The organism is Bradyrhizobium sp. AUGA SZCCT0105, assembly GCF_018129565.1.
Lineage (GTDB): Bacteria > Pseudomonadota > Alphaproteobacteria > Rhizobiales > Xanthobacteraceae > Bradyrhizobium.
This window is the reverse complement of the sequence record NZ_JAFCMK010000008.1, coordinates 316,169-341,189: the sequence shown is the minus strand read 5'-3', so window position 1 is coordinate 341,189 and position 25,021 is coordinate 316,169. Positions and strand designations below refer to the sequence as shown.

29 protein-coding genes are annotated in these 25,021 nt (G+C 64.3%); 20 read left to right on the top strand and 9 right to left on the bottom strand.

Going from position 1 to position 25,021, the window contains the following annotated elements; translation table 11 throughout:
• Positions 1 to 94: 94 nt before the first annotated feature.
• Positions 95 to 895: an SDR family NAD(P)-dependent oxidoreductase gene (locus JQ573_RS32645; protein ID WP_092126579.1), complete on the bottom strand. Its 801-nt coding sequence runs from the start codon at positions 893 to 895 to the stop codon at positions 95 to 97.
• A 240-nt stretch (positions 896 to 1,135) separates the two neighbouring features.
• Between JQ573_RS32645 and JQ573_RS32640 the strand changes: the two genes are divergently transcribed.
• Genes JQ573_RS32640 through JQ573_RS32630 form a run of 3 tightly spaced genes read left to right on the top strand, consistent with a single transcriptional unit; the run spans position 1,136 to position 2,303 of the window.
• A complete protein-coding gene (locus tag JQ573_RS32640; RefSeq protein WP_212317137.1) occupies positions 1,136 to 1,351 on the top strand; it encodes a hypothetical protein in 216 nt (71 codons plus the stop codon).
• Positions 1,338 to 1,529 carry a hypothetical protein gene (locus JQ573_RS32635; protein WP_212317139.1) on the top strand — a complete coding sequence of 64 codons (192 nt, stop codon included), beginning with the start codon at positions 1,338 to 1,340 and terminating at the stop codon, positions 1,527 to 1,529. The genes JQ573_RS32640 and JQ573_RS32635 overlap by 14 nt, the downstream gene beginning before the upstream one ends.
• Positions 1,530 to 1,577: 48 nt before the next feature.
• Entirely contained in the window at positions 1,578 to 2,303 is a 726-nt protein-coding gene (locus JQ573_RS32630) for a sulfite exporter TauE/SafE family protein (RefSeq protein WP_212317141.1), read from the top strand.
• 12 nt (positions 2,304 to 2,315) lie between these two features.
• Here JQ573_RS32630 and JQ573_RS32625 read toward each other — a convergent pair whose 3' ends face one another.
• A complete protein-coding gene (locus tag JQ573_RS32625) occupies positions 2,316 to 3,374 on the bottom strand; it encodes a polysaccharide deacetylase family protein (protein ID WP_212317143.1) in 1,059 nt (352 codons plus the stop codon).
• A 182-nt stretch (positions 3,375 to 3,556) separates the two neighbouring features.
• Between JQ573_RS32625 and JQ573_RS32620 the strand changes: the two genes are divergently transcribed.
• The 13 genes from JQ573_RS32620 (at position 3,557) to phoB (ending at position 15,597) form a co-directional block, all read left to right on the top strand.
• The gene (locus JQ573_RS32620; protein ID WP_212317145.1) at positions 3,557 to 4,951 is read left to right on the top strand and encodes an OmpA family protein; all 1,395 of its coding nucleotides are present in this window, start codon (positions 3,557 to 3,559) and stop codon (positions 4,949 to 4,951) included.
• A gap of 2 nt (positions 4,952 to 4,953) precedes the next feature.
• Positions 4,954 to 5,250, top strand: coding sequence for a hypothetical protein (locus JQ573_RS32615; RefSeq protein ID WP_212317147.1), 297 nt, complete (start codon positions 4,954 to 4,956; stop codon positions 5,248 to 5,250).
• Between the two features lie 109 nt (positions 5,251 to 5,359).
• On the top strand, positions 5,360 to 5,950 hold the full coding sequence (locus JQ573_RS32610) for a TetR/AcrR family transcriptional regulator (protein WP_212317149.1): 591 nt from the start codon (positions 5,360 to 5,362) through the stop codon (positions 5,948 to 5,950).
• Positions 5,947 to 6,858, top strand: a complete 912-nt coding sequence (locus JQ573_RS32605; RefSeq protein ID WP_212317151.1) for a haloalkane dehalogenase — start codon at positions 5,947 to 5,949, stop codon at positions 6,856 to 6,858. Before JQ573_RS32610 ends, JQ573_RS32605 begins: the two co-directional genes overlap by 4 nt.
• 19 nt (positions 6,859 to 6,877) lie before the next feature.
• On the top strand, positions 6,878 to 7,105 hold the full coding sequence (locus tag JQ573_RS32600) for a SelT/SelW/SelH family protein (RefSeq protein WP_212317153.1): 228 nt from the start codon (positions 6,878 to 6,880) through the stop codon (positions 7,103 to 7,105).
• A gap of 353 nt (positions 7,106 to 7,458) precedes the next feature.
• The gene (locus JQ573_RS32595; RefSeq protein WP_249132591.1) at positions 7,459 to 8,514 is read left to right on the top strand and encodes a lysylphosphatidylglycerol synthase domain-containing protein; all 1,056 of its coding nucleotides are present in this window, start codon (positions 7,459 to 7,461) and stop codon (positions 8,512 to 8,514) included.
• A gap of 84 nt (positions 8,515 to 8,598) precedes the next feature.
• Complete coding sequence (locus JQ573_RS32590) at positions 8,599 to 9,912, top strand: ATP-binding protein (RefSeq protein ID WP_212317155.1); 1,314 nt, start codon at positions 8,599 to 8,601, stop codon at positions 9,910 to 9,912.
• A gap of 136 nt (positions 9,913 to 10,048) precedes the next feature.
• The gene (gene pstS, locus JQ573_RS32585) at positions 10,049 to 11,059 is read left to right on the top strand and encodes a phosphate ABC transporter substrate-binding protein PstS (protein ID WP_212317157.1); all 1,011 of its coding nucleotides are present in this window, start codon (positions 10,049 to 10,051) and stop codon (positions 11,057 to 11,059) included.
• Positions 11,060 to 11,287: 228 nt separating this feature from the next.
• Positions 11,288 to 12,277: a phosphate ABC transporter permease subunit PstC gene (gene pstC, locus JQ573_RS32580; protein WP_212317158.1), complete on the top strand. Its 990-nt coding sequence runs from the start codon at positions 11,288 to 11,290 to the stop codon at positions 12,275 to 12,277.
• A gap of 4 nt (positions 12,278 to 12,281) precedes the next feature.
• A complete protein-coding gene (gene pstA, locus JQ573_RS32575; protein ID WP_092123044.1) occupies positions 12,282 to 13,127 on the top strand; it encodes a phosphate ABC transporter permease PstA in 846 nt (281 codons plus the stop codon).
• Positions 13,124 to 13,942, top strand: coding sequence for a phosphate ABC transporter ATP-binding protein PstB (pstB, locus tag JQ573_RS32570; protein ID WP_029079896.1), 819 nt, complete (start codon positions 13,124 to 13,126; stop codon positions 13,940 to 13,942). Before pstA ends, pstB begins: the two co-directional genes overlap by 4 nt.
• A 97-nt stretch (positions 13,943 to 14,039) precedes the next feature.
• Positions 14,040 to 14,756, top strand: a complete 717-nt coding sequence (gene phoU, locus JQ573_RS32565; RefSeq protein WP_050403109.1) for a phosphate signaling complex protein PhoU — start codon at positions 14,040 to 14,042, stop codon at positions 14,754 to 14,756.
• Between the two features lie 130 nt (positions 14,757 to 14,886).
• Positions 14,887 to 15,597 (top strand): phosphate regulon transcriptional regulator PhoB, encoded by a 711-nt coding sequence (phoB, locus tag JQ573_RS32560; RefSeq protein ID WP_016844067.1) that lies wholly within the window; start codon positions 14,887 to 14,889, stop codon positions 15,595 to 15,597.
• Positions 15,598 to 15,914: 317 nt separating this feature from the next.
• Here the strand turns inward: phoB and JQ573_RS32555 are convergent, their stop codons facing one another.
• Positions 15,915 to 16,427 (bottom strand): GcrA family cell cycle regulator, encoded by a 513-nt coding sequence (locus JQ573_RS32555; RefSeq protein WP_021076557.1) that lies wholly within the window; start codon positions 16,425 to 16,427, stop codon positions 15,915 to 15,917.
• Positions 16,428 to 16,923: 496 nt separating this feature from the next.
• On the opposite strand from JQ573_RS32555, the gene JQ573_RS32550 reads away from it, so the two are divergent.
• From JQ573_RS32550 to JQ573_RS32540, 3 genes are all read left to right on the top strand, one after another.
• Positions 16,924 to 18,129 (top strand): aspartate aminotransferase family protein, encoded by a 1,206-nt coding sequence (locus JQ573_RS32550; protein ID WP_212317159.1) that lies wholly within the window; start codon positions 16,924 to 16,926, stop codon positions 18,127 to 18,129.
• Positions 18,129 to 19,055 carry an ornithine carbamoyltransferase gene (argF, locus tag JQ573_RS32545; protein WP_092123050.1) on the top strand — a complete coding sequence of 309 codons (927 nt, stop codon included), beginning with the start codon at positions 18,129 to 18,131 and terminating at the stop codon, positions 19,053 to 19,055. Before JQ573_RS32550 ends, argF begins: the two co-directional genes overlap by 1 nt.
• Before the next feature lie 215 nt (positions 19,056 to 19,270).
• On the top strand, positions 19,271 to 20,272 hold the full coding sequence (locus JQ573_RS32540; RefSeq protein ID WP_176533928.1) for an Hsp33 family molecular chaperone: 1,002 nt from the start codon (positions 19,271 to 19,273) through the stop codon (positions 20,270 to 20,272).
• A gap of 37 nt (positions 20,273 to 20,309) precedes the next feature.
• Here the strand turns inward: JQ573_RS32540 and JQ573_RS32535 are convergent, their stop codons facing one another.
• The 4 genes from JQ573_RS32535 to JQ573_RS32520 all read right to left on the bottom strand — a co-directional run bounded on the left by JQ573_RS32535 (position 20,310) and on the right by JQ573_RS32520 (position 22,924).
• The gene (locus tag JQ573_RS32535) at positions 20,310 to 20,543 is read right to left on the bottom strand and encodes a hypothetical protein (protein WP_092123053.1); all 234 of its coding nucleotides are present in this window, start codon (positions 20,541 to 20,543) and stop codon (positions 20,310 to 20,312) included.
• 21 nt (positions 20,544 to 20,564) lie between these two features.
• Positions 20,565 to 20,936 (bottom strand): signal transduction histidine kinase, encoded by a 372-nt coding sequence (locus tag JQ573_RS32530; RefSeq protein WP_212317160.1) that lies wholly within the window; start codon positions 20,934 to 20,936, stop codon positions 20,565 to 20,567.
• Positions 20,937 to 20,963: 27 nt separating this feature from the next.
• Positions 20,964 to 21,815 carry a hypothetical protein gene (locus tag JQ573_RS40395; protein ID WP_249132590.1) on the bottom strand — a complete coding sequence of 284 codons (852 nt, stop codon included), beginning with the start codon at positions 21,813 to 21,815 and terminating at the stop codon, positions 20,964 to 20,966.
• Positions 21,816 to 22,144: 329 nt separating this feature from the next.
• Positions 22,145 to 22,924: a sensor histidine kinase gene (locus tag JQ573_RS32520; RefSeq protein ID WP_212317161.1), complete on the bottom strand. Its 780-nt coding sequence runs from the start codon at positions 22,922 to 22,924 to the stop codon at positions 22,145 to 22,147.
• A 303-nt stretch (positions 22,925 to 23,227) separates the two neighbouring features.
• Between JQ573_RS32520 and JQ573_RS32515 the strand changes: the two genes are divergently transcribed.
• A complete protein-coding gene (locus JQ573_RS32515; protein WP_092123059.1) occupies positions 23,228 to 23,488 on the top strand; it encodes a DUF1488 domain-containing protein in 261 nt (86 codons plus the stop codon).
• A gap of 326 nt (positions 23,489 to 23,814) precedes the next feature.
• Here JQ573_RS32515 and JQ573_RS32510 read toward each other — a convergent pair whose 3' ends face one another.
• On the bottom strand, positions 23,815 to 24,138 hold the full coding sequence (locus JQ573_RS32510; RefSeq protein WP_212317162.1) for a hypothetical protein: 324 nt from the start codon (positions 24,136 to 24,138) through the stop codon (positions 23,815 to 23,817).
• Positions 24,139 to 24,409: 271 nt separating this feature from the next.
• A complete protein-coding gene (gene apaG / locus JQ573_RS32505; protein WP_092123063.1) occupies positions 24,410 to 24,808 on the bottom strand; it encodes a Co2+/Mg2+ efflux protein ApaG in 399 nt (132 codons plus the stop codon).
• Between the last annotated feature and the right edge of the window lie 213 nt (positions 24,809 to 25,021).

Genomic DNA, 25,021 nt, shown 5'->3' with positions numbered 1-25,021 from the left:
GCCTCGCTGCGAGCGAGGCGCCCTTTGTGTATCACCAGTCTCGCTGCCAAGCGCCGCGCGGCAATGTTCTAGTGCGCGTGAGCTACGCGGTCGCTTACCCCGCGATCTCCAGCCCCGCGGTCGCGTAGACCACGCCGCCATCCACCGCGATGGTGTTGCCCACGACGTAGTCGCCGGCGCGCGAGGCGAGATAGATCGCAGTGCCCGCCATATCTTCGTCGCTGCCCACCCGCCGCGACGGAACGCGTTGCGCGACTTCGTCGGCGTGGTCGCGCGCGGCGCGGTTCATGTCCGACTTGAAGGCGCCGGGCGCGATCGCGGTGACGTTGATGTTGTCCTTGATCAGGCGCGTCGCCATCCGGCGTGTCAAATGGATCACCGCGGCCTTGCTCGCGGCATAGGAATAGGTCTCCATCGGGTTGACGAAGATGCCGTCGATCGAGGCGATGTTGATCACCTTGCCCGGTTTGTCATGCGTCGCCGCCGCGCGCAGCGGCTTGGCCAGCGCCTTGGTCAGGAAGAAGATCGACTTGACGTTGAGGTTCATCACCTTGTCCCAGCCGCTCTCCGGGAATTCGTCGAAGTCCGCGCCCCATGCAGCGCCGGCATTGTTGACCAGGATGTCGAGCTTCGGCTCGCGCTTGATGATTTCACCGGCGAGCTTCTCGCAGCCCTCGACGGTCGAGATGTCGATCGGCAGCGCGATGCATTCACCGTCATAGGCGGCGGTAAGCTCCTGGGCGGTGGCCTCGCAGGGGCCGGCCTTGCGCGCGGTGATGTAGACCTTCGCGGCGCCCTGCGCGAGGAAACCGGCCGCGATCATCTTGCCGATGCCGCGCGATCCCCCGGTCACCAGTGCGACGCGGCCCTTCAGTGAGAACAGATCCTTGAACATGTTGCCTCCTTAGCTATGCCAAGCGTTCTGGCCGGGTTGATGGAGCTAGTCAAGGAACCGCCGCGGCCGGCGAACGCGCAGCCTGCTCGATCTCTGGTGATGTTCTGATCAGTTCACCCGCGAAGGGCGGGCGTCGAATCGATCAAGCTTTCTTGAGATGTGATGCAGTGCACAAACTGGTCAGCCGGTTTTGCCGCATCATGCGCGTGGGGTGGAATTCCAGATCAAGGAGTTCCAATAATGAAGCACATTTCATTGCCGGTGGCCGGTGTGATGCCAGTCACCCCCATTCAATTTCGCCGAAGGCGGAAAGGACTGTTCGCAGCGATCGTCGGCGCAATTCACTATTCGCGGCGGATTCAGGCGCGACGCGTTCTCAAGCAATATCAGCATCTGATCGACCGCGCCGACCGGCACTGCACCAATTTGGAGGGCGGCCGCAATGTCCGTTACTGAACGCTCGTCGACGCGCAAATCGGTCATCCGGCTTCCGGAGGTCAGCGAGATCACGCTGCTTGTTGCCATCGCAATCGGATTTTTTGTGCTGCACTTCCTCACTGCGACGTTGCTGATGCCAGCGGCCACGGCCGATGCGGCCGCGCCGCAAGAGGCGAGGGCGGTTCACACCGACTAGCGCTCTCCCGATCGATCCACCATCGCTGTCATCAACGGAGGTCCATTCGTGGCCGACGTCATGTCATTTGTTGTGCTCAGCGCCGCGGTGTTTTGCGGCGCCTTTGTGTCCGGTCTCGCCGGCTTTGCCTTTTCCGCGATCGCCGGCGCCATCCTGCTGCATGCGATGCCGCCAACCGAGGCGGTGCCGCTGATGATGGCCTGCAGCGTCGGCGTGCAGGCGGCCAACCTGTGGGCGCTTCGGCACAACATCCAGTGGAAACAGAGCCTGTCGCTGATCGTCGGCGGACTGCTGGGCGTCCCGCTTGCGCTCTGGCTGCTGCACAACACCGACAGCCGGACGTTCCGCGAAGGCTTCGGGATCATGGTCGCGCTCTATGCCGGCTACATGCTGTTCAGGCCCGCGATCGGCTACGGCCGTTTGCCCGAGGGCAGCAACGCGTTGGTCGGGTTTGGTGGCGGCCTGATCGGCGGGTTGACCGCGATGCCGGGCGCGCTGCCTACAATCTGGTGCGATATCCACGGTGTGCCAAAGCAGCAGCAGCGCGGCCTCGTGCAGCCCTTCATCGCCGCGATGCAGATTTCGGCGCTGATGATGATGATGCTGCATCGCGACCTCTCGATGAAGGTCGCCTATGACGTCGTGCTCGGCGCTCCGGCGCTGCTTGCCGGTTCGTGGCTCGGCATCTTTGCCTTTCGCAACATCGACGAGGCCAACTTCAGGCGGGTGATCCTCGGCCTGTTGCTGGTGTCGGGACTGCTGCTGGTGGTTTAGGACGTTGCTCGTTTACGCCGCGTCGACGCGGCGAAAACCGTTCCACACCGCGGTGGCGGCGCCTGATGTCAGCACCGGCAAGAGCCGCGTGTCCTGGTAATTGCCGTTCAGCGAGACCCGCTGCAACGCGGTCAGGTGGTCGGCGCTTTCGGGAAACAGCATGCCGGGCCGCGTCGTCACCGCGGTCCGAAAGCCGATCGATCTGGCGAGCGCGAATTCGCGCTGCCCGGCCGCGATCCGGTCGCCATAGGGATAGGCAAGATGCAGCGCCGGACGCTGCAGCGTCTCCTCGATCCGCGCCCGGCTGGTGGCGAGCTCGAACGATGCGATGGTCTCGCTCTGCTTGGCGAGATTGCAATGGGTGATGGTGTGGGCGCCGATGGTGACCAGCGGATCGTCGGCAAAGCCGCGCAGCTCGTCCCAGGACATGCAGAGCTCGCGCGCGATGCCGGCCTCGTCGACGCCGTGGCGGACGCACAGCGCGGATATCTCAGCCTGCATCTCCTTCTCGCCCGGCAGCGAGCGTAGCCAGTCGTGCATGCGGCCGAACGCAACCCGCTTGGCTTGCGGCGTCGCGGTGTCGATCCGCGTCATGACGCCGGCGATCGGCACCTCGATCGCCGATGCCGCCGCGATGATGCGCTCCAGCGCGATCCACCACAATTTGCCGCAGCCCTCGGCGAAATCGCTCGCGACAAAGACCGTGAACGGCGCGCCGAACTCGCGCATCACGGGCAGCGCGAAATCGCGGTTGTCGCGGTAGCCGTCGTCGCAGGTGAAGCAGGCGAAGCGCCGCGCGAAATTCCGTTCGGTGAGGCGGCGATGCGCCTCGTCCATGCTGACGACATCGACGTCGAGCGCGCGCAGATGCGTCAGCATCGCGCGCAGGAAATCCGGCGTGACCTCGAGATGATGGTTGGGCTGGAACGCGTCGGCGCGCCGCGGGCGGACGTGGTGCAGCATGAAGATGGCGCCGACGCCGGCAAAGATCGGCCGCAGCAGGATATGCGCACCCGAGAAATACAACGCCTCCATCCCGGCACGGATCACGGTGTTGCGGAGTTGTTTCATGAGGGGCACGGGCTGGCCGATTTGCATTCCGCCGGAAACTTAGCGAAACACCACTGAAGAAACTGTTATCCCGATCCAATATGGCGCCCCCGCCATGGTCTTTGATTCGGCCTTTGATTTGGGGTTTGACAGTCGGCCAAGGGTTTGTTTTCTCTCTGGTTCCCGACCCCGCAGGACGTTGAATGCACGGACTTTTCAAGTGGAGTAGCAAGTGGTGGCCGGGGGTGATTCCACTGGTCGTGCTGTGGGGCATCGCGGCCTGGACCTCAACGGGAACGGTCGAAGCGGACCTCGCTGCGCGCTCTAATGCCGCACTCAAGGACACCGTGCTCGACAAGCGCCGCATCAGCGTCGACGGCCGCGACGTGACCTTTGCGGCCAATGCCTTCTCCGAGGACGGCCGTCTCAGCGCCGTGGCGTCGGTCGAGGCCGTGCCGGGCGTGCGGCTGGTCAACGACGAGACCCGCCTCGTTCCCGAAGCCAAGCCCTTTGTGTGGTCTGCCGAACGCGACGTGGTGCGGGTCACGCTTGGCGGCAATGCGCCGCTGCCGTCGAGCAAGAGCAAGCTGACCGAGGCCGCGAAGGCCAGTCTCGGCGGTGTCGAGGTGGTGGATCAGATGGCGCTCGCCCGTGGCGCGCCGTCGCGGTTCGACCCGGCGGCGCTGTTGCTGCTCGACCAGATCGGCAAATTGAAGGAAGGCAAGATCACGCTGACCGACAACAAGGTTGCTCTCGCCGGCATGGCGCGCGAGCTCGGCGGACGCGAAGCGGTCGCGGCGGCGCTGAAGAATCTGCCGGAGGGCTATTCCATTGCCGCCAACGACATCAAGGCGCCGCCTTACGTGTTCCAGGCCTACAAGGATCCGGTCGCAGTGACGCTGACGCTGACCGGCTACGTGCCCGACAACAACGTGCATGCCGCGCTGGTCGCCGCCGCCGGCCGCAAGTTCTTCAGCGAAAAGGTCGTCGACAATCTCAAGGCCAGCATCGGCGCGCCCTCGGGGTTTGCGGCGGCGGTGGTGCCTGCGCTCGGCGCGCTGTCACGGCTGTCGACCGGGACGCTCGTGGTGTCGGACCGTGAGGTGAAGCTGTCGGGCGATGCGCTCTATGATGCCGCGGCCGGCCAGATCCGCGACGGGCTCGGCAAGGATTTTCCGCAGGGCTGGCAGTACAAGGCCGAGGTCACCGTCAAGCCCGCGGCCGCGCCGGTCGATCCGACGGTGTGCCAGCAGCTGTTTTCCGAGATCCTCTCCAAGGGCAAGATCCGCTTCGAGTCCGGCAAGGCCGACATCGTCCCTGACTCCGCCGGTCTGCTCGACCGCCTGATCGAGACCGCGATGCGCTGTCCCAATGCGACGATCGAAGTCGCCGGCCATACCGACAGCGACGGTGAGGAGGCGGCCAACCAGGCCTTGTCGGAGCGCCGCGCGCAGGCCGTGGTCGATTACCTCGTGCGCGCCGGACTGCCTGCCAACCGCTTCACGCCGATCGGCTATGGCAGCACGCAGCCGCTCGTCGGCAACGAGAGTGAAGACGGCAAGGCGCAGAACCGCCGCATCGAATTCGTGGTGAAGTAGCGATGACCGTGCTCGCGACATTCTTCTGGGGTTGGCTGCTCGGCGCCGCGCTGCTCGGCTTCGGCATGGGCTGGATCGCGGTGGTGCATCGGGCGCAGGGCGTCTCGAAGGCGTGGATCCGCTGGCTCGCGCTGCTCGCCGTCGCGCTGGTCGCGGCATCGTTTGCGCGGGTCGTGCCCGGCCGCCTCGGCTACTGGCTCGACCTCTTCCTGGTCATGTTCGCGCTCTATCTCGTCGGCTGCGCGATCGGCTCCTGGCTGCGCGACTGGGTGGTCTCGCGCAGCAGGCCCGCGAGCTGACCCCAAACCCTTGATCCAGCAGGACTGAGCGGCGTCGCCAGACGCGGGGCGAGGCCGCGCGCATTTTGCCGCTTGACATCAATACGTACGTACGTATTAAATGGCGGCCATGCCAAAGCCCTCCCTCCGTGATGCCATCCTCGACGCCGGGCTGAAGGAAATGTTCCGGACCGGCTATCACGGCACCAGCGTGCGCGACGTCACCGCCGCCGCCGGCGCGCCGCAGGGCTCGTTCACCAACCATTTCCGCTCCAAGGAGCTGTTCGCGTCGGAAGTGCTCGACCGCTATTTCCTCTATGTGCGCGGCCTCGTCGCCGAAGCCCTCGGCGACACGACGTTGCCGCCGCGCGACAGGCTCCGGCGCTATCTCGATCTCATCACCGGCAAGCTTGCGCATGACGGCTTCACCCGCGGCTGCCTGATCGGCGATTTCAGCCTCGAGGCGTCGGGCTCGAGCGAGATGCTGCGCGAGCAGCTCGACGAGATCTTTCGGGGATGGCGTGCGCCGTTTGCGGCCTGCATCGCCGAAGCCCAGGCCAGGTGCGAGATCGCGTCCGACTTCGATCCCGATGCGCTTGCCGATTTCCTGCTCGCATCCTGGCAGGGCGCGATGTTGCGCATGAAGGTCGAGCGCAGCGCCGCTGCGCTCGAGCGTTTCAAGACGATCGCCTTCCAAACCGTGTTCAAGGAGTTGCCATGACCATGTCTTCCGATATCAGCCTGCATCATCGCCCGGTGCTCGGGACCACGATGGCCTATCGCGAAACCGGACGCAGCGATGCGCCGCACGTGCTGTTCCTGCACGGCAATCCGACGTCATCCTATATCTGGCGCAACATCATGCCGCTGGTGGCGCCGGTCGGGCACTGCATCGCGCCCGACCTGATCGGCTACGGCCAGTCCGGCAAGCCCGACATCGCCTACCGCTTCTTCGACCATGCGGACTATCTCGATGCGCTGATCGACGAGCTCGGCATCAGCTCGGCCTATCTCGTCGCGCAGGATTGGGGCACGGCGCTCGCGTTCCATCTCGCGGCGCGCCGTCCGCAACTCGTGCGCGGGCTCGCCTTCATGGAATTTATCCGGCCGATGTCGACCTGGAGCGATTTCGATCCCGATCACGGCGTGCGCGAAGAAACCTTTCGCAAGTTCAGGACCGAAGGTGTGGGCGAGGCGATGATTCTGGAAGGCAATGCCTTCATCGAGCGCGTTCTTCCGAACGGGATGCTGCGCAAGCTGAGTGAGGAAGAGATGGCCGCTTACCGTGCGCCGTTTGCGACGCGCGAGAGCCGCAAGCCGACCTTGATGCTGCCGCGCGAGCTGCCGATCGCAGGCGAACCCGCCGACGTCGATCAGGCGCTCACCACGGCGCACGCAGCGCTCGCGGGATCGACCTATCCGAAGCTGCTGTTCGCGGGGTCTCCCGGGGCGTTGGTGTCGCCGGCCTTCGCGGCGGATTTCGCGGCGAGGCTGCAGCATTGCGCGGTCATTCAGCTCGGCGCGGGCGCGCATTATCTGCAGGAGGATCATCCGGAGGCGATCGGCCGCTCGGTTGCAGGGTGGATCGCCGGCATCGAAGCCGCGAACGCGCAACATCTCGCAGCATGAGTGGATGGGAGAGCACGCCATGACCGACCTCTCGATCATTTATTGCCGTCCCTGCGGCTACGAAAAGCGCGCCAGGGAGGCCGCCGCGCTGCTGCGCGAACGCCTCAGGCTCGATCCGGAGCTCGTGCCGGGCAAGGGCGGCGTCTTCGAGGTCAAGCTTGACGGCAAAGTGATCGCCAAGCGCGTGAAGGGGCATTTCCCCGATGCTGCCGAAATCGTTACCGCAGTGGCTGCGGCACGGGCATAAAATCTACGCAGGCTTGCCTCATCGCCGTCGCATCACCAATGCGGTGGCGATTTTCACTGCGCGGGCGCCGCGGCGTCGCTCCTGCTTCCCGTAGTTTCCCGGATGGCCTTGCGCAGCGTTCGGCGGGCTAACCGCCGCACGTCGATGTCAAGTCTTGTCGAAGATGGCGAGAAACGCGCATATTTGTGCACCCGCTGTCATGAATCATCCCTAATATCTTGAAGATGCGCGTTTTATTGTCGTTTGACGAATTCCACTCCGGCTTAAAACGCGCTACAGGGGTCGGGGCACAGCGAAGCGCCGGCGGGGTTCGCCCGGGAGCCGCCGTCGCGGGATCGCAATTCGAGGTCTAGATGCTGGAAGCAATACGCAGGGCGATGGCGTTTCTGCGCCAGAAGCAAATCCTGCATCGGCTGGGTGTTGTCATCAGCATCGCCGTCATCGGCATCGCCTGCTACGTCCTGTATCATATGCTGCGCGGCATCGACACCAATGAGGTGCTCGAGGCCATCAAGAGCACCGAGCCGCGACAAATCGCGCTGGCGGGACTGTTCGTCGCAGCCGGCTACTTCACGCTGACCTTCTACGATCTGTTCGCGGTGCGCGCGATCGGTCAGGCCCACGTGCCCTATCGCGTCAACGCGCTCGCGGCATTCACCTCCTATTCGATCGGGCACAATGTCGGCGCCAGCGTCTTCACCGGCGGCGCGGTGCGCTACCGGATCTATTCGGCCTGGGGATTGAACGCGATCGACGTCGCCAAGATCTGCTTTCTCGCCGGCTTGACCTTCTGGCTCGGCAATGCCGCCGTGCTCGGGCTCGGCATCGCCTATCATCCGGAAGCCGCCGCCAACATCGACCAGCTGCCGCCCTGGCTCAACCGGACGCTCGCGTTCGGCATCATCATCGCGCTGGTCGCCTATGTGGTCTGGGTCTGGACCCAGCCGCGGGTGGTCGGCCGCGGTCCCTGGACGGTGACCCTGCCGGGCGGCCCGCTGACGCTGCTGCAGATCGCGATCGGCATCGTCGACCTCGGCTTCTGCGCGCTGGCGATGTACGTGCTGGTGCCGGACGAGCCCAATCTCGGCTTCGTCGTGGTCGCGGTCATCTTCGTGTCGGCGACCCTGCTCGGCTTCGCCAGCCACTCCCCCGGCGGGCTCGGGGTGTTCGACGCCGCCATGCTGGTCGGCCTCTGGCAGATGGACCGCGAGGACCTGCTCGGCGGTATGCTGTTGTTCCGGCTGCTCTACTATATTGCGCCGTTCGTCATATCTGTAATCTTGCTGACGTTTCGGGAGGTTATCGTCGGCGCCCGACTCAAGCGGCTGCCGCAGACTGATTCGGGTCCCCGCGCTGAGCCGCATCATGAGGCGGTTCTGGTCCGCAAGCGTGGTGATTCCGGGGTCTGACGACGCGGCCCGATGCCTCCCGAGGGAAGGTCGATTTGACCGCGCCTTGGCGAGACATGAACCGACGGGAAGAAAGCCGCCGCGATGGCCATTGACGATACGCCGCATTCGATTTTCTCGCCCTGGCCCGACCGCTTGCGCCATTCCGCGCTGATCCTGCTTGCCGCAGCGCTGGCGCTGAGCGTGGTGGTCGCGCTCGGCGAGTTGTCGCTGGTGCGCGCCTGCGTGGTGTTCGTCTGCATCGCGGCTGCGGCGCTGGTGCCATGGCGGCTGCATGATGCCGGCACCTCGCGCGAGGATGTCCGCCACGGCAATCCGGTCGAGGCGATCGCCGTCAGCGCGGTCGTCGCCGGCATGCCGGACCCGGCCGTGCTGCTCGACCGTGCCGGCCGCGTCATCCATCTCAACACCGCCGCGGCCCAGCTGGCGCCGGCGCTGCGCAAGAACGAGCTGGCGCAATTTGCCCTGCGTTCGCCGGAGATTATCACTGCGTTGCGCGAGGCGATCGCGACCACCGAGCCGCGCCGCGCCACCTACTCCGACCACGTTCCGGTCGATCGCTGGATGGAGCTGGTGATCACGCCGGTGCCGGTGCCGACCCAGTTCGGCGGCACCGAGAAGTGCATGCTGATGACCTTCCACGATCTGACGCCGCTGCGCCGGGTCGAGGAGATGCGCGCCGATTTCGTCGCCAATGCCAGCCATGAGCTGCGCACGCCGCTCGCCGCGCTGTCCGGTTTCATCGACACGCTGCAGGGGCCGGCGCGCGAGGACGCGCGGGCGCGCGAGCGCTTCCTCGGTATCATGCACACCCAGGCCACCCGCATGGCGCGGCTGATCGACGACCTGCTGTCGCTGTCGCGCGTCGAGCTGTCGGCCCATGTGCGGCCCGAGGCGTCGATCGATATCGTGCCGATCATCCGCCAGGTGGCCGACGGGCTCGAGGCGCTGGCCAGCGAGCGCCAGGTCGAGATCGACGTCGACCTGCCACCGACCCCGGTCACGATCGCCGGCGACCGCGAGGAACTGCTCCGCCTGTTCGAGAACCTGATCGAGAACGCCCTCAAATACGGCGCCTCGGGCGGCCGCGTCATAGTGTCGCTCAATCAGACCGTTTCGGGCGCATCGGGCGAGGGGAGCCCCGAAATCCGTGTCATGGTACGGGATTTCGGCCCCGGCATCGCCCCGGAGCACCTGCCGCGGCTGACCGAGCGCTTCTACCGGGTGGACGTCGGCGACAGCCGTAACCAGGGCGGAACCGGCCTCGGATTATCGCTGGTGAAACATATTCTTAACCGTCATCGCGGGCGTCTTCTGATCGAGAGCGTGCCGAAGAATGGCGCGACTTTTACCGCCTGTTTTCCCCGGCCGAAGACCCCGTTACCGACCCAAAGCTGAGCGTTTTCAGTCGCTTAGTATTGTCATCCAACTGTCATCCAACCTTCGTAAAAGCAGCACCGACCGCTCCTAGATGGACCGGCGTGGGCGCGATCGGGCGCAATTGGCGCTTCGCTCACAAGATGGAGACCACCCCATGAATTTCATCAAAGCAATCGTCGCTGCCGGCATGGTCGCCGCTTCGACGTCGGCCTTCGCTGCCGATATTACCGGCGCAGGCGCGACGTTTCCGTTCCCGATCTATTCGAAGTGGGCTGACGCCTACAAGAAGGACACCGGCAATGGCCTGAACTATCAGTCGATCGGTTCCGGCGCCGGCATCAAGCAGATCCAGGCCAAGACCGTGACCTTCGGCGCGACCGACGCGCCGCTCAAGGCCGAGCAGCTCGAGAAGGACGGCCTCGTCCAGTGGCCGATGGTGATGGGCGCGATCGTTCCGGTCGTGAACGTCGAAGGCATCAAGCCGGGCGATCTCGTGCTCTCCGGCGAAGTGCTCGGCGACATCTATCTCGGCAAGATCACCAAGTGGAATGACGCGGCGATCGCCAAGCTCAATCCGAAGCTGACCCTGCCGGCCGACGCGATCACCGTCGTGCGCCGTTCGGACGGTTCGGGCACCACCTTCAACTTCACCGACTACCTCTCCAAGTCGAACGCCGACTGGAAGTCCAAGGTCGGTTCCGGCACCGCGGTCGAGTGGCCGGTCGGCGTCGGCGCCAAGGGCAACGAAGGCGTTGCCGGCAACATCGGCCAGACCAAGAACGCGATCGGCTATGTCGAATACGCCTATGCCAAGCAGAACAAGCTGACCTACACCGCGCTGGTCAACAAGGCCGGCAAGACCGTGCAGCCGACCATCGCCGCCTTCCAGGCTGCTGCGTCGAACGCCGATTGGTCCAAGGCTCCCGGCTACTACGTGATCCTGACCGACCAGCCGGGCGAAGCCTCCTGGCCGATCACCGCGGCGACCTTCATCCTGATGCACAAGGATTCGACCGACAAGGCGGCCTCGCAGGAAGCGCTCAAGTTCTTCAAGTACGCCTTCGAGAAGGGTGGCAAGGCGGCCGAAGAGCTCGACTACATCCCGATGCCGGAATCGGTCGTCAAGCTGATCGAGAAGACCTGGTCCTCGGACATCAAGAGCTAAGTCTGACGCTTTGAACAACGCCTGTGCCACCTCTCAAGGGCGGCACAGGCGGACCGATTGAGATCCGGGCTCCATCACCGCGGCAAGTAACGCGGGGCGGGGCCCGGGCTCGCGCCCCGGGAGGCGCAACCGGAACGACGCCCGGCCAAATGCGTCAGTGAAGATCGCTTCGGGGCGTAGCGGTTTGCGTAGCTTTCACATAGTAATGAGGGGATTGGCGTGGCAGACATGGCTGTTCAGAGCGATGTGATGGAAGCCGCGGGACCTTACGATCGCGCCAAGGCCCTCAGCGCCTTCAAGCTCGGTGATCTCACCTTCTATTGGGTCACCCGCATCTCGGCGATTTCGGTCCTGTTGATCCTCGGCGGCATCATCCTGTCGCTGATCGCCGGCGCCTGGCCGGCGATGAAGGAATACGGCTTCGCCTTCCTCTGGACGCAGCGCTGGGCGCCCTCGGCCGATCCGCCGGTGCTCGGCGCGCTCGGCCCGATCTACGGCACCCTGATCACCTCGGTCATCGCGATGACGATCGCCATTCCGGTCGGCATCGGCATCGCCATCTTCCTCACCGAACTCTGCCCGCAAATGCTGCGCCGCCCGATCGGCATCGCCATCGAGCTGCTCGCCGGCATCCCCTCGATCATCTACGGCATGTGGGGCTTCTTCGTGCTGGGCCCGTTCCTGGCCAACACGTTCCAGCCCTTCATGATCAGGATATTCGAGGGCGTCCCGGTGCTGGGTGCGGTGTTCGCAGGTCCGCCGTCCTATCTCAGCCTGTTCAACGCCGCGCTGATCCTCGCCATCATGGTGCTGCCCTTCATCACCGCGATCTCGGTCGACGTGTTCAAGACCGTGCCGCCGGTGCTGAAAGAGGCCGCATACGGCATGGGCTGCACCACATGGGAAGTCGTCCGCAGCGTCGTGATCCCCTACACCCGGGTCGGCGTGATCGGCGGCATCATGCTGGCACTCGGCCGCGCCCTCGGCGAGACCATGGCGGTGACCTTCATCATCGGCAACTCGTTCCGCATCTCGTCGTCGATCTTCGCGCCGGGCACCACGATCTCGGCGGCGATCGCCTCCGAATTCGCCGAGAGCGACGGCCTGCACCAGTCCGGGCTGATCCTGCTCGGCCTCCTGCTGTTCGTGCTGACCTTCTTCGTGCTCGCCGGCGCGCGGCTGATGCTGATGCGGCTTGAAACGAAAGCGGGGAAATAGCGCCATGAACCCGATCTACAAATCCCGCCGCCGCAGCGACATCGTCATTCGCGCACTCTGTGTCGGCGCGGCGCTGTTCGGCGTCACGTGGCTGGCGCTGATCCTGTTCACGCTGGTCTATAACGGCCTTGCCGGCCTCAGCGTGCAGCTGTTCACCCAGAACACGCCGCCGCCGGGCTCGACCGAAGGCGGCCTGCTCAACGCCATCGTCGGCTCGGTCATCATGACGGTGATCGGCGTCGGCATCGGCGCGCCGCTCGGCCTGTTCGCCGGCACCTACCTCGCCGAGTACGGCAAGCACGACAAGCTCACCTCGGTGATCCGCTTCATCAACGACATCCTGCTCAGCGCGCCTTCGATCATCATCGGCCTGTTCATCTATGGCGCAGTGGTGGTGCCGATGCGCGGCTTCTCGGCGATCGCAGGCAGTCTCGCGCTCGCCGTGATCGTGATCCCGGTCGTGCTGCGCACCACCGAGGACATGCTGCTGCTGGTGCCCAATCCGCTGCGCGAGGCGGCCTCCGCGCTCGGCCTGCCGCGTTCGCTGGTGATCAAGCGGATCGCTTATCGTGCTGCGCGTAGCGGCTTGATCACCGGCGTGCTGCTGGCGACCGCCCGTGTCGCCGGTGAAACCGCGCCGCTGCTGTTCACCGCGCTGTCGAACCAGTTCTTCAGCCTGGATCTGACCAAGACCATGGCCAACCTGCCGGTGACCATCAACAACTTCGTGCAGAGCCCCTACGCCTACTGGAAAGAGCTGGCGTGGAGCGGTGCGCTGCTCATCACCTTCACTGTGCTCGCGCTGAATATCGGCGCGCGTATCCTTGGTGCCGAAAGGGCCGCAAAATGACCGAGCTTTCCGTCTCAACGACTGTCGCGAGCCACGTTCCCCAGGTGCCGCTGCCGGAAGCGCCGCCGAAAGTCACGGTGCGCAACCTCAACTTCTATTACGGCGAGCACCACGCGCTGAAGAACATCAACCTGACGCTCGGCACCAACCGCGTCACGGCGTTCATCGGCCCGTCGGGCTGCGGCAAGTCGACCCTGCTGCGCATCTTCAACCGGATGTACGATCTCTATCCGGGCCAGCGCGCGGTCGGCCAGCTGATGCTGGACCAGACCAACATTCTCGATCCCAAGCTCGACCTCAATCTGCTCCGCGCGCGGGTCGGCATGGTGTTCCAGAAGCCGACGCCGTTCCCGATGACGATCTACGAGAACATCGCCTTCGGCATCCGCCTCTACGAAAAGATCTCGAAGTCCGAGATGGACGACCGGGTCGAGAAGGCGCTGCGCGGCGGCGCGCTGTGGAATGAGGTCAAGGACAAGCTGAACGCTTCCGGCCTGTCGCTCTCCGGCGGCCAGCAGCAGCGCCTGTGCATCGCGCGCACCGTGGCGGTGCGTCCCGAGGTGATCCTGTTCGACGAGCCGTGCTCGGCGCTCGATCCGATCTCGACCGCCAAGGTCGAGGAACTGATCCAGGAGCTCTCCGAAGACTACACGATCGCAATCGTCACCCACAACATGCAGCAGGCGGCGCGCGTCTCCGACAAGACCGCCTTCATGTATCTCGGTGAGCTGATCGAGTTCGACGACACCAACAAGATCTTCACCTCGCCGAGCGATCGACGCACCCAGGACTACATCACCGGCCGGTTCGGCTAGCGCATGGTCCGCAAAATTGGGTACCGGTTTTCCGACCGGATCATGCGAAACTGAGGACACCAAATCATGATCCCCGGGATCATGAGGGAGACAAGCGATGGCTTCTGAACATACCGCCAAGGCATTCGACAGCGACCTGCAGGAGTTGACCCGCCTGGTCGCCGAGATGGGCGGCCTCGTCGAGCGGATGATCACCGAGTCGGTCGACGCGCTGATCCGTCGCGACGTCGCGCTCGGCAAGCGCGTGGTCGCCGCGGACATCGAGATCGACAATCTGCAGCGCGTGATCGAAGAGCGCGCGGTGCTGACGATCGCCCGCCGCCAGCCGATGGCGATCGACCTGCGCGAAATCGTCAGCGCGATGCGCGTGGCCACCGACCTCGAGCGGATCGGCGACCTCGCCAAGAACATGGGCAAGCGCGTCGCGGCGCTGGAAAGCGATTTCCAGCCGCTGAAGCTGATCCGCGGCCTGGAGCACATGACCGACCTCGTGCTGTCGCAGGTCAAGTCGGTGCTCGACGCCTATGCCGCGCACGACCTGCCGGCGGCGATGAACGTCTGGAAGGGCGACGAGGAGGTCGATGCGATCTGCACCTCGCTGTTCCGCGAGTTGCTGACCTACATGATGGAGGATCCGCGCAACATCTCGTTCTGCATCCATCTGATGTTCTGCGCCAAGAACATCGAGCGGATCGGCGATCACGCCACCAACATCGCCGAAACCGTGTTCTACATGATCGAGGGCCAGCAGATCACCGACAAGCGCCCGAAGGGCGACATGACCAACTTTGCCACCACGGTGCCCGGTACCTAGGACATGATCCGCAGGCGCGGAGCCGGATTGTCTTCACGACAAGTCGTTTCCGCGGGGATTATGCTCAGGAAAGCAAGCGTTTCGGTTTGCGTCTGGGCAACGGATCATCACAGAGAGAGAACTTAAGCCGATGAGCGCACGCATTCTGGTAGTCGAAGACGAGGAAGCGCTGACGACACTGTTGCGCTACAACCTCGATGCGGAAGGCTACGATGTCGAGACGGTGGGGCGCGGCGACGATGCCGACACCCGCCTGAAGGAGCGCGTTCCCGACCTCGTGGTACTGGACTGGATGCTGCCGGGCCTGTCCGGCATCGAGCTGTGCCGCCGCCTGCGGGCGCGGCCCGAGACCAAGCAGCTTCCGATCATCATGCTGACCGCGCGCGGCGAGGAGAGCGAGCGCGTGCGCGGGCTTGCCACCGGCGCCGACGACTACATCGTCAAGCCGTTCTCGGTGCCGGAACTGCTGGCACGGGTGAAGGGCCTGCTGCGCCGTGCGAGCCCGGAGCGGCTTGCGACCGTGCTGACCTATGGCGACATCGAGCTCGACCGCGAAAAGCGCCGCGTGGCGCGCTCGGGACGTCCGATCGATCTCGGTCCGACCGAGTATCGGCTGCTCGAATTCTTCCTCGAGCATCCCGGCCGCGTGTTCAGCCGCGAGCAGCTGCTCGACAGCGTCTGGGGCCGCGACATCTATATCGATGAGCGTACCGTCGACGTGCATATCGGCCGCCTGCGCAAGCTGCTCAATCCGGGCCGCGAGCAGGATCCGATCCGCACCGTGCGCGGCGCCGGCTACGCGCTCGACGACCGCTTCGCGAAGGCCGAACCGCAGCCGTAAGGCTGGCCGACAATCGTAAACCACAACACGGCGTCGTCCCGGCGAACGCCGGGACCCATAAGCCGCGGCCGGCGCAATCGGCAAGCGGCCAGACGACTTTCTAACAACGCCCATTCGTGGTTATGGGTCCCGGCGTTCGCCGGGACGACGCCGGTGATGTGACGTAGCCCGGATGGAGCGAAGCGAAATCCAGAACTTCATTCTCCGCTTCAAACACCGCGCCGGATTACGCTTCGCTCCATCCGGGCTACGAGCCACAAAAAAATCCCCGCTTTCGCGGGGATTTGTTTTTACAGTCCAGGCAGTTTCCCGAGTGCTTACTTGATCTGTGGCTTCGCCGACGGCCGGCGGCGATCGGCGGCGGGCTGATAGGCGACGCGCGAGTGATGCGCGCAATAGGGCAGACCGGCGAGCGCCTTGCCGCCGCAGAAGAAGAATTCCGGGCTCGAGGGATCGCCGACCGGCCAATGGCAGGTGGCCTCGTTGAGCTCGAGCAGCGACAGCCGCTGGCTCATCGGCACCACGTTGTCGAAGGAGATCGGATCGGGCTCCATCTCGACCTCGAAGGCGTGCGCAAGCGCAGTGTTGCCGCGCGAGACCGGGCGCGCCACCCGCATCATGTGCTGGGCGGGGCGGGCCTTGCGCTGCCGCGGCGCGGCCGTGGAGGGGGCCTTGGCGCGGCCGGAGAGGCCGAGCCGATGTACTTTGCCGATCACGGCGTTTCGCGTCACATTGCCAAGTTCCGCCGCGATCTGGCTGGCCGAGAGGCCGGATTCCCAGAGCTTCTTCAGCTGCTCGACGCGATCGTCGGACCAGGTCAATACAGTCATCACATTCTTCCTTTCGCATGGCGCCGGCCACTCATCGGAGCGGCGCTGCGAGCCAATCTGGACAAATATCCCTGCGGCCAGAATCCCTTAGCCCTCGCCGGGCACGGTGTTGCGCCCGAACGTTTACGCGAGACACGAAGGCTACTTAGAGGGTCCAGTACTGCCGCACGAGATGTCGTACCCGACAGGCCAAACGCTACAATATGGCGTGACTCTGGCGCAAGAGTCCGCGGCCGTGCGTCCACATGTTCCCACAAAGTTAAGCATTGCTATGAGGCTTTTCCACCGCACCGGAATGCTCCGGATTGCGCCGGTTTCGCATTGCAGGAAGGCCGGCAAAGGCCGGCTCCTGGCGATTGACACTGACCGGCCGCCGCATAGAATGACCCGCACGTGCCGCCCGCAAAGGCGGCCGTTTTGTTTTCCGAAGCTGGCGGTTGCTGCGTAGGCGTCAAGGCGCGCGGCGATTGACGGCTTCAAACCGGCAGTGAACGCCATGACCAACGCCTCGTCGCATCTGCTCCCCGTCTTCGCCCGGGTCGATCTCGGCTTCGAGCGCGGCGAGGGCGCCTGGCTGATCGCAACCAATGGCGACCGCTATCTCGATTTCACCTCCGGTGTCGCGGTGAACGCGCTCGGGCATGCGCATCCGCATCTGGTCAAGGCGCTGCAGGAGCAGGCGACCAAGCTCTGGCACATGTCGAACCTGTTCAAGAGCCCGGACGGCGAGGTGCTTGCGGCGCGGCTGTGCGAGCAGAGCTTTGCCGACTTCGTGTTCTTCTGCAATTCCGGCGCGGAAGCGATGGAGGGCGTGATCAAGCTGGTCCGCCACCACCACTTCTCCAAGGGCCATCCCGAACGCTACCGCATCATCACCTTCGAAGGCGCCTTCCATGGCCGCACGCTGGGCACGCTGGCCGCGACCGGCTCGGCGAAATATCTCGAGGGCTTCGGCCCGCCGATGGACGGCTTCGACCAGGTGCCGCACGGCGACATCGAGGCGGTGAAGAAGGCGATCGGCCCGCACACGGCCGGCATCCTGATCGAGCCGGTGCAGGGCGAGGGCGGCGTGCGCTCGGCGCCGCAGGCGTTCTTCAAGGCGTTGCGCGCGCTGTGTGACGAGCATGGCCTGCTGCTCGCTTTCGATGAGGTGCAGACCGGCATGGGCCGCACCGGCGAGCTGTTCGCCTACAAGCGCACCGGCGTCACGCCGGACGTGATGTCGCTGGCGAAAGCGCTCGGCGGCGGTTTCCCGATCGGCGCGGTGCTCGCGACCGCGCAGGCTGCAGCCGGCATGGCGCCGGGCTCGCACGGCTCGACTTTCGGCGGCAATCCGCTCGCGGTCGCATCCGCCAATGCCGTGCTCGACGTCATGCTCAAGCCCGGCTTCTTCGAGCATGTGCAGAAGATGTCGCTGCTGCTCAAGCAGAAGCTCGCTTCCGTCGTGGACCGCTATCCCGGCGTGCTGTCGGAGGTGCGCGGCGAGGGCCTGTTGATCGGCGTCAAGGCGGTGGTGCCGTCGGGCGATCTGATCGCCGCGCTGCGCAACGAGAAACTGCTCACCGTCGGCGCCGGCGATAATGTGGTGCGGTTCCTGGCGCCCCTGATCGTGACCGAGGCCGAGATCGACCAGTCGATCACAGCGCTCGAGCGCGCCTGCTCTGTGCTATCGGCGCCGCAGCCGAAGAAGGCGGCTGGATAATGAGCAAGCCGGTCCGTCACTTCCTCGACATCAACGAGCTGCCGCTCGCCGAGCTGCGCAACATGCTCGAAGCCGGTGCCGCCATGAAGGCGAAGCTGAAGGCGCATGAGAAGGGCAGGAAGCCGCTCGAAGGCAAGACGCTGGCGATGATCTTCGAACGCCCGTCGACCCGCACAAGGGTGTCGTTCGACGTCGGCATGCGCCAGCTCGGCGGTGAATCCATCATGCTGACCGGCGCCGAGATGCAGCTCGGCCGCGGCGAGACCATCGCCGACACCGCGCGCGTGCTGTCGCGCTATGTCGACGCGATCATGATCCGCATCCTCAACCATGACGCGCTGCTCGAGCTCGCCGCTCATGCCACCGTGCCCGTCATCAACGGGCTGACCCGGCGTTCGCATCCCTGCCAGGTGATGGCCGACCTCATGACCTATGAGGAAAACCGCGGCTCGATCGAGGGCAAGACGGTGGCCTGGACCGGCGACGACAACAACGTGCTGGCCTCCTGGGCGCACGCCGCCGAGCGGTTCAAGTTCAATCTCAACATCGCGACGCCGCCGGAGCTCTCGCCGAAGAAGCCGATGCGGGACTGGATCAAGGCCACCGGCGCGCCGATCATGCTCGGCACCGATCCGGAAGCCGCCGTGCGCGGCGCCGACTGCGTCGTCACCGACACCTGGGTGTCGATGGGCGACAAGGAGGGCGAGCACCGCCACAACGTGCTGAAGCCCTATCAGGTCAATGCCAAGCTGATGTCGCTCGCCAAGCCGGACGCGCTGTTCATGCACTGCCTGCCCGCGCATCGCGGCGAGGAGGTCACCGACGAGGTGATCGACGGCCCGCAATCCGTGGTGTTCGACGAGGCGGAAAACCGCCTGCATGCGCAGAAGGGCATCCTGGCCTGGTGTTTCGACACGGTCGCGTAGTCGACGATATCAATGCCGTCGTTCCTGCCTTGTGCGCAATTGCTCACTGGAGCAGGGACCCATACGCCGCGGCCTGCGAAAAAGGCACATGGGCAGACGTCTTGTGCCGCGACAAAAATCCTGTGGTTATGGGTCCCTGCTTTCGCAGGGACGACGTCGATTCCCGGTATGCTGAACCCCTTTATTTCATGGTCCGAGACCCCAGATAGAGCGCCATGGTTTCACAATCCCCCGACATCAAAATCCAGGCCGAGACGCCCATTCGCGCGCCCTCGGCGGTTCCTGTCGACGATGCCGTGCTGGCCTTCGAGGTCGGCGCGCTGGACTTGCGCGGCCGGCTGACCCGGCTCGGCCCCGCGCTCGACGAGATCCTGCACAAGCACGATTATCCGCCGGCGGTCGGCAAGCTGCTCGGTGAGGCCATCGTGCTCACCACGCTGCTCGGCTCCTCCGTCAAGTTCGAGGGCCGCTTCATCCTGCAGACCCGGACCGACGGACCGGTCTCGCTCCTGATCGTCGATTTCCAGGCGCCCGACCGGCTGCGTGCCTATGCGCGCTACGATGTGGCGCGCCTCAAGGACGGGCAGAGCTCGGGTGAGCTGCTCGGCAAGGGCCATCTTGCCATGACGATCGATCAGGGCGCGAACACCAGCCGCTACCAGGGCCTGGTCGCGCTCGACGGCGGCGGCCTGGAAGAGGCGGCCCACGAATATTTCCTGCGCTCGGAGCAGATTCCGACGCGGGTGCGGCTCGCGGTCGGCGAGGAGATGCGCGGCGGCGAAGGCGGCAAGCTGCACTGGCGCGCCGGCGGCATCCTGCTGCAATTCCTGCCCAAGGCCCCCGAACGCGCCAAGCAGGCCGATCTGCATCCCGGCGATGCGCCGGAGGGCACGGCTACGCACAGCGTGCCGGATGACGACGCCTGGGTCGAGGGACAGTCGCTGATCTCCACCGTCGAGGATGTCGAGCTGATCGATCCCGATCTCTCCGGCGAGCGGCTGTTGTACCGCCTGTTCCACGAACGCGGCGTGCGCGTCTTCAACCCGCAAACGCTGCGCGCGCAGTGCTCCTGCTCGCGCGATGCGGTGTCGTCGATGCTGAAGAGCTTTGCGCCGAACGATCGCGCCGAGATGGTCAAGGACGGCAAGGTGGTCGTGACCTGCGAGTTCTGCTCGTCGGTCTACGAATTCACGCCGCAGGAAGCCGGCGTCGAGTAGGCGGAAAGCCGCCCACGAGGCCCGGTAACCAGGCCTGTCAGCTCAGCAAGGTGCGGGTCTTGCCGGCGGCGTCGTAGATTTCGATCTGAAGCATCGGATAAGCCGCCTTCAGTTGTCGGCCAGACGTTTCAGCAGCCTCGGCGGTGTCGAACTCCGACTTGAAGTGTTTGTCGACAATGATCACGAAGCCTTCGGTAGGAGGCCGGTCGGCGCGCAGCGGCTTCTTCAGCTCTGGTTCGTCAATGGAGAGCAGGGATTTCTTCGTCGTCATGGGAATCCTCCTGGATCGATCTCAACTCAGCCGGTGAAACGCGGGCGGCAGGGTCTCGCGCACGAGCCCGCTCAGATTCAAGGTCTCCCCGCTGTCGGTGATGTCCGAGAACAGTACCTCGACATAGGGATGCTGGCGGTTGAACGCAGCACCGCGTTGGTATTTCGCACTGACGATCCGCTCGATCGCCGCCAGGTTCAGCCTGCCGAGTGCGTTGTATTGATCGCGGAACAGGCTTTGATGTCCGCCGCGGTGCTCGACAGACTCGGCCCAGACGTCCATCACCTTGCGGCCGATGAATGCCTCGACCCGTTCATTTCCATCACGGGCGAGAAGTCGCAGCCCGTCCATGCTGTGCTGTCCGTCATCGACGTCAAATTGGGTAAGTGACATGGTGAATCTCCTGTCGTCGTAGTTGGCTCACATCGGCAGTCCATCGGGGACTGCACCTCCTTCATTGTCCCATCGCGACAAAGCCGCAGCGCCCGATCTCGCGTCCTGACGCGCCTCCAGAACCTTGTCGCGGCCGGCATCATCCTTGTGCTTGTGCAGGAAGCGCGCGATCTGCCCGCGCAGCGCCGACGTCTCCAACAGTTTTCCGACCGATCCGGCGGTGTCGAAGATTTCCCGCTGCAGCGCCTTCGGCAGCACGTTCCATTGCATGATGATGGCCGCGCCGAGACACCGCAGGACGTACTCCTCTTCGGCGGCAAGGGCGGCGCCGCGAGAGCGGTCCTGCTCCGCAACGTTTATGGCGTTGTCGAAATTGTCCGCCAATCCTTGCTCGTTATCCGCGAGCGAAGCGAGGCGGTCTTGCTGCTCTTGAAACTTGCGGCTTTCGCCCTGGCTGCTCGAACGCTTGATCAGTTCGCCGTATGCGGCTGCCTTGGTGCGGTACTGCTGAGATTTGAACATGGCGGGCCCTTTCCTTGGAGGTCTCCGCGCATTCCGACCAATCTCGATGGCTGACGAGGACTGATTTGTATATGGGAGGCAAAGGGTCGAATAACGAGCACCGAGGCCACAAATCACCGGGCACAAGCCAATCGGATGGCGCGCGTGAATATCTGCACCGCGACAACGTTCACCGCGGTCGCCAGTTCCTGAAGCACAGTTGGAAGCAATGTCGAAGCCGTCGCTTGGTGAGAGGCGACCGGAGGCCGGGCCCCGGTTGCATCGGAAGAATGGCGGCCTCAGCCGGCCCCGTACCGGGGCTTTCTCCGCAAGATCGGCAGTCAGCTCGGGGTTCGCAGGCCGGGAGATGTCAGCCAATCATTGATGTGCGAGGCGGTTTCGACCAGCCGCGCCTTGCGAAGCATCGCGTCGCGCTGAAGGCCGGGCAGGAATGGCTTCGCAGCATCTCCTGTCCTCACGGCTTCCAACGCCGGCAGATCATGAGGCGGCGGTTCAGGCTGGCTGTGTTGAGCAATCGGCATAAAGCTCTCCTGGTTACGGGCGGGAGCTTGCAGCACTCTCAGTCACCGGTATCGGCCGGCGGCGGAGCAGTGATGACTTCAGTAGATACCCCTTACGCCCGGTAGTCGACTCAATTCGCAATCGGGGGAGAATATCCAGACTTAGGCGTGCGTTCGGGACTTCGGCTATGGGGTTGACGACGTAAGAGAAGCCAATGGTGCGTCGAATGTGTACACGAAACCGGTCGGCTCATAGCTTAGCTGCACGTCGCCGCGCAACTGCCTGCCGAGCGTCTCGATCAACCGGGTCCCGAAACTGCGCCGTTCCGGAGGGTGGACTGCCGGACCGTTCTTCTCGGTCCATGTCAGATGCAAGCGCTGTGTTGGTTGATCCAGCGTCCAACTGATGTCGATCCGCCCCTGTGGGGCGGACAGGGCGCCGAACTTCGTGGTGTTCGTGCAGAGCTCGTTGAGTGTCATTGCGATGGCAATGACGGCGCCCGACGTCATGCGAATAGCGGGTCCCGAAATCGAGAATTTCGGCTCATCCGGATTGTTGAAGGCTTCGGTGGCGCCGCGGACGACCGTGCCGAGATCCGCGCTGCTCCATCTTGCCTGCAGCAGGAGATCGTGCGCCCGCCCGAGCGCCAGCAACCGGCCATCGATGGCGTGCTGCGCATGTTCGACCCCTTCCAGGTTGCGCAGGCTCTGGGAGACAATGGCACCGACGGTTGCGATCGTGTTCTTGATGCGGTGGTGCAGCTCCTCGAGGATCACCTTCTGCAGCTTGTCGGCCGCTTCGCGCTCCTTGGCGTCAATGCCGGCCGCGGTCAGCAAACTCTGGGCATCGATCGCGGCCTGCGCGAGCAGAAGCCGAAGGCTGATATTCTCTTCCGCCACAACGTCCTGCGGCGGTGCCAAGCTGCTTGCAGCACGCGGGTCTGGGCGGAGGTCGGCTGAAGACATCACCGACCGTATCATCATAAGCTGGCCCTTCGGCGAATGTTTTCTGCGCAATCGGGCGAATCTGGACGTATCCGGCACGAAAAACGCGAGCGATTGCCCCGATACGTGCCGAGTGGGCTTGTCATTCGATAGCGGAGTAGCCACCTGATCAGCAGCGCAACTGTATTGTTACAGCATCCCCCTTGCGGAAGCGCGAAGCCTTAGCTGCCAAATCTTGTAACCGATCGACCAGACGTCACGTCGCTTCAATGCGCGTGTTACGGATCACGACAAGCTGTGGCAACAACCTGACAGGCCTTACCCATGATTGAATTTCCAAATCATAGTCGTTCATACGACCAAACGCGGCGCGCCGTGCGGTTTTGGGGATATGACAGTGCTATTGAGGCATCGTTCTTCGTCACCGAAGGCGCATTGAAGCGACTTCAATCGGATGCCTATCTCGACGAGCCGGGCCTTCTGCACGCCTTCGATGCCAACCGCGATCGGATATGTGCCGCTGCGGCCAGGGTCTATGTCCGCGGAAGCAGGGGATCTTACGATCTGGTCGCCGCGAATTTCTGAAATCGTCGGGTTCGATCAGATCACGCCCGACAATTTGGCAGATTGAGCGCGTTAATCGCACACCACCCTTGCAAGCGATCAAAAGGAGGATGTCATGGATACGAGCTTCCTACAGACTTTCCTGGCGTGCGGAGCAATCTTCGTGCTCTCGTTCGTTGCGATCGGGGCTTTCTGGCTCCTGGAGCGCATGCGAGGCGCCAGCGCCCCTCACATGTGAAGATGGGGCAGGCGGCCGGCGGACCCAGGTCCACGCCGTTCGAGATGCCGCGTCTCCAACAGAAAGGCCGCGGATTGCTCCGCGGCCGTTCTGACGCCGATGCGTTTCCTCAGTAGCGGTCGGTCCCGATTCCGACGCTCACGCCCGGAGCGCGGAACCCGATGCCGCCACGCTCCTCATAGCCACGGCGCTCGATGTAGCGCTCGCGAGGTGCGTAGCCGTATGAATCATCGGGCTCACGGACGATGACGCGGCGTTCGCCACGTGCACGCCAGCAACGGCCGGCGTCATCGCAAACCATGCGAACGTTCTGGATGTTGCTCTCCGGCCCGACCGACGCGCCGAGTGAAAGCGGTGCGGCGAAAGCCGTGCTTGTGGCAGTCATGACGAGGGCACTTGCACCGGCTGCCAAATAGATCGCGAGATTCTTCATATGATTTCTCCAAAAAGTGCTTGTGTCAGGGAGCCAAGAGTCTCGCGAGCCATTGGTTCCTGGCACCGGCCGGTCGATTGCATTGATCGCGTGGCGGCCGTGCCGCCCCAATGCGCAATGGCACGTTGAAATGATGAGGAACTAAGGCCGGCCCTGCGCCTCCTCTCGTCGGGCAAATCAGGAAAACCCGCAACTATTTCCATTATTCAGAAATTTGACGGGCCGCGCATCCCCGGTGACTGCTTGGGGCGCGGCGAGACCGACATCGCGGCTAATTCAGCACCCTTTTCCCGTCCGGGCTCGGGCTATCCAGCGAGAAGGTCGGCACGTCGATGTCGAAGCGCTCGCCGGCTTCGGTGACCATCTGGTAGCTGCCGGTCATGAAGCCGGAGGCGGTCGGCAGCGGCACGCCGGAGGTGTATTCGAAGCGCTCGCCGGGCGCGAGCACCGGCTGCTCGCCGACCACGCCTTCGCCACGCACCTCCTGGCGGCGGCCGGTGGCGTCAGTGATGATCCAGTGCCGCGTCCGCAGTTGCACCGTTTCCGGGCCCGAATTGACGATCACGATCTTGTACGACCAGAAATATTCGCGCCGGTCGATCGACGAGCGCTCCGGCATGAAGTTCGGCTCGACGGTGACTTCGATCTGGCGGGTAACGGCGCGGTACATACGGCTCAATCCGATGATCTCGGCGCAAAATCCGCTTTCGGCCGGATCATGCGCAAACAGGCGCCCATCATAGCCAATTGGTCAGCCGGAACCAATCGCCGGGCAGGCCGTGAAAAGCCGGTCCCGGGGGCCGCCTGTTCATCGTGGTTTCAACATAGTTCCGCTCTAAAGCGCGGCCGCATGTCGCCGCACTCTGTGCTTTGTCGGCAAGTT

Coding starts and splice junctions, on each gene's coding strand:
- JQ573_RS32605 (WP_212317151.1), top strand. CDS start 5,947: ATGACCATGTCTTCCGATATCAGCCTGCATCATCGCCCGGTGCTCGGG.
- argF (WP_092123050.1), top strand. CDS start 18,129: ATGAGCAAGCCGGTCCGTCACTTCCTCGACATCAACGAGCTGCCGCTC.
- JQ573_RS32510 (WP_212317162.1), bottom strand. CDS start 24,138: ATGAAGAATCTCGCGATCTATTTGGCAGCCGGTGCAAGTGCCCTCGTC.
- JQ573_RS32645 (WP_092126579.1), bottom strand. CDS start 895: ATGTTCAAGGATCTGTTCTCACTGAAGGGCCGCGTCGCACTGGTGACC.
- pstB (WP_029079896.1), top strand. CDS start 13,124: ATGACCGAGCTTTCCGTCTCAACGACTGTCGCGAGCCACGTTCCCCAG.
- JQ573_RS32615 (WP_212317147.1), top strand. CDS start 4,954: ATGACCGTGCTCGCGACATTCTTCTGGGGTTGGCTGCTCGGCGCCGCG.
- JQ573_RS32595 (WP_249132591.1), top strand. CDS start 7,459: ATGCTGGAAGCAATACGCAGGGCGATGGCGTTTCTGCGCCAGAAGCAA.
- JQ573_RS32600 (WP_212317153.1), top strand. CDS start 6,878: ATGACCGACCTCTCGATCATTTATTGCCGTCCCTGCGGCTACGAAAAG.
- phoB (WP_016844067.1), top strand. CDS start 14,887: ATGAGCGCACGCATTCTGGTAGTCGAAGACGAGGAAGCGCTGACGACA.
- JQ573_RS32540 (WP_176533928.1), top strand. CDS start 19,271: ATGGTTTCACAATCCCCCGACATCAAAATCCAGGCCGAGACGCCCATT.
- pstA (WP_092123044.1), top strand. CDS start 12,282: ATGAACCCGATCTACAAATCCCGCCGCCGCAGCGACATCGTCATTCGC.
- phoU (WP_050403109.1), top strand. CDS start 14,040: ATGGCTTCTGAACATACCGCCAAGGCATTCGACAGCGACCTGCAGGAG.
- JQ573_RS32530 (WP_212317160.1), bottom strand. CDS start 20,936: ATGTCACTTACCCAATTTGACGTCGATGACGGACAGCACAGCATGGAC.
- JQ573_RS32550 (WP_212317159.1), top strand. CDS start 16,924: ATGACCAACGCCTCGTCGCATCTGCTCCCCGTCTTCGCCCGGGTCGAT.
- JQ573_RS32635 (WP_212317139.1), top strand. CDS start 1,338: ATGTCCGTTACTGAACGCTCGTCGACGCGCAAATCGGTCATCCGGCTT.
- JQ573_RS32640 (WP_212317137.1), top strand. CDS start 1,136: ATGAAGCACATTTCATTGCCGGTGGCCGGTGTGATGCCAGTCACCCCC.
- apaG (WP_092123063.1), bottom strand. CDS start 24,808: ATGTACCGCGCCGTTACCCGCCAGATCGAAGTCACCGTCGAGCCGAAC.
- pstC (WP_212317158.1), top strand. CDS start 11,288: ATGGCTGTTCAGAGCGATGTGATGGAAGCCGCGGGACCTTACGATCGC.
- JQ573_RS32610 (WP_212317149.1), top strand. CDS start 5,360: ATGCCAAAGCCCTCCCTCCGTGATGCCATCCTCGACGCCGGGCTGAAG.
- JQ573_RS32555 (WP_021076557.1), bottom strand. CDS start 16,427: ATGACTGTATTGACCTGGTCCGACGATCGCGTCGAGCAGCTGAAGAAG.
- pstS (WP_212317157.1), top strand. CDS start 10,049: ATGAATTTCATCAAAGCAATCGTCGCTGCCGGCATGGTCGCCGCTTCG.
- JQ573_RS32590 (WP_212317155.1), top strand. CDS start 8,599: ATGGCCATTGACGATACGCCGCATTCGATTTTCTCGCCCTGGCCCGAC.
- JQ573_RS32520 (WP_212317161.1), bottom strand. CDS start 22,924: ATGTCTTCAGCCGACCTCCGCCCAGACCCGCGTGCTGCAAGCAGCTTG.
- JQ573_RS32625 (WP_212317143.1), bottom strand. CDS start 3,374: ATGAAACAACTCCGCAACACCGTGATCCGTGCCGGGATGGAGGCGTTG.
- JQ573_RS32620 (WP_212317145.1), top strand. CDS start 3,557: ATGCACGGACTTTTCAAGTGGAGTAGCAAGTGGTGGCCGGGGGTGATT.
- JQ573_RS32535 (WP_092123053.1), bottom strand. CDS start 20,543: ATGACGACGAAGAAATCCCTGCTCTCCATTGACGAACCAGAGCTGAAG.
- JQ573_RS32515 (WP_092123059.1), top strand. CDS start 23,228: ATGATTGAATTTCCAAATCATAGTCGTTCATACGACCAAACGCGGCGC.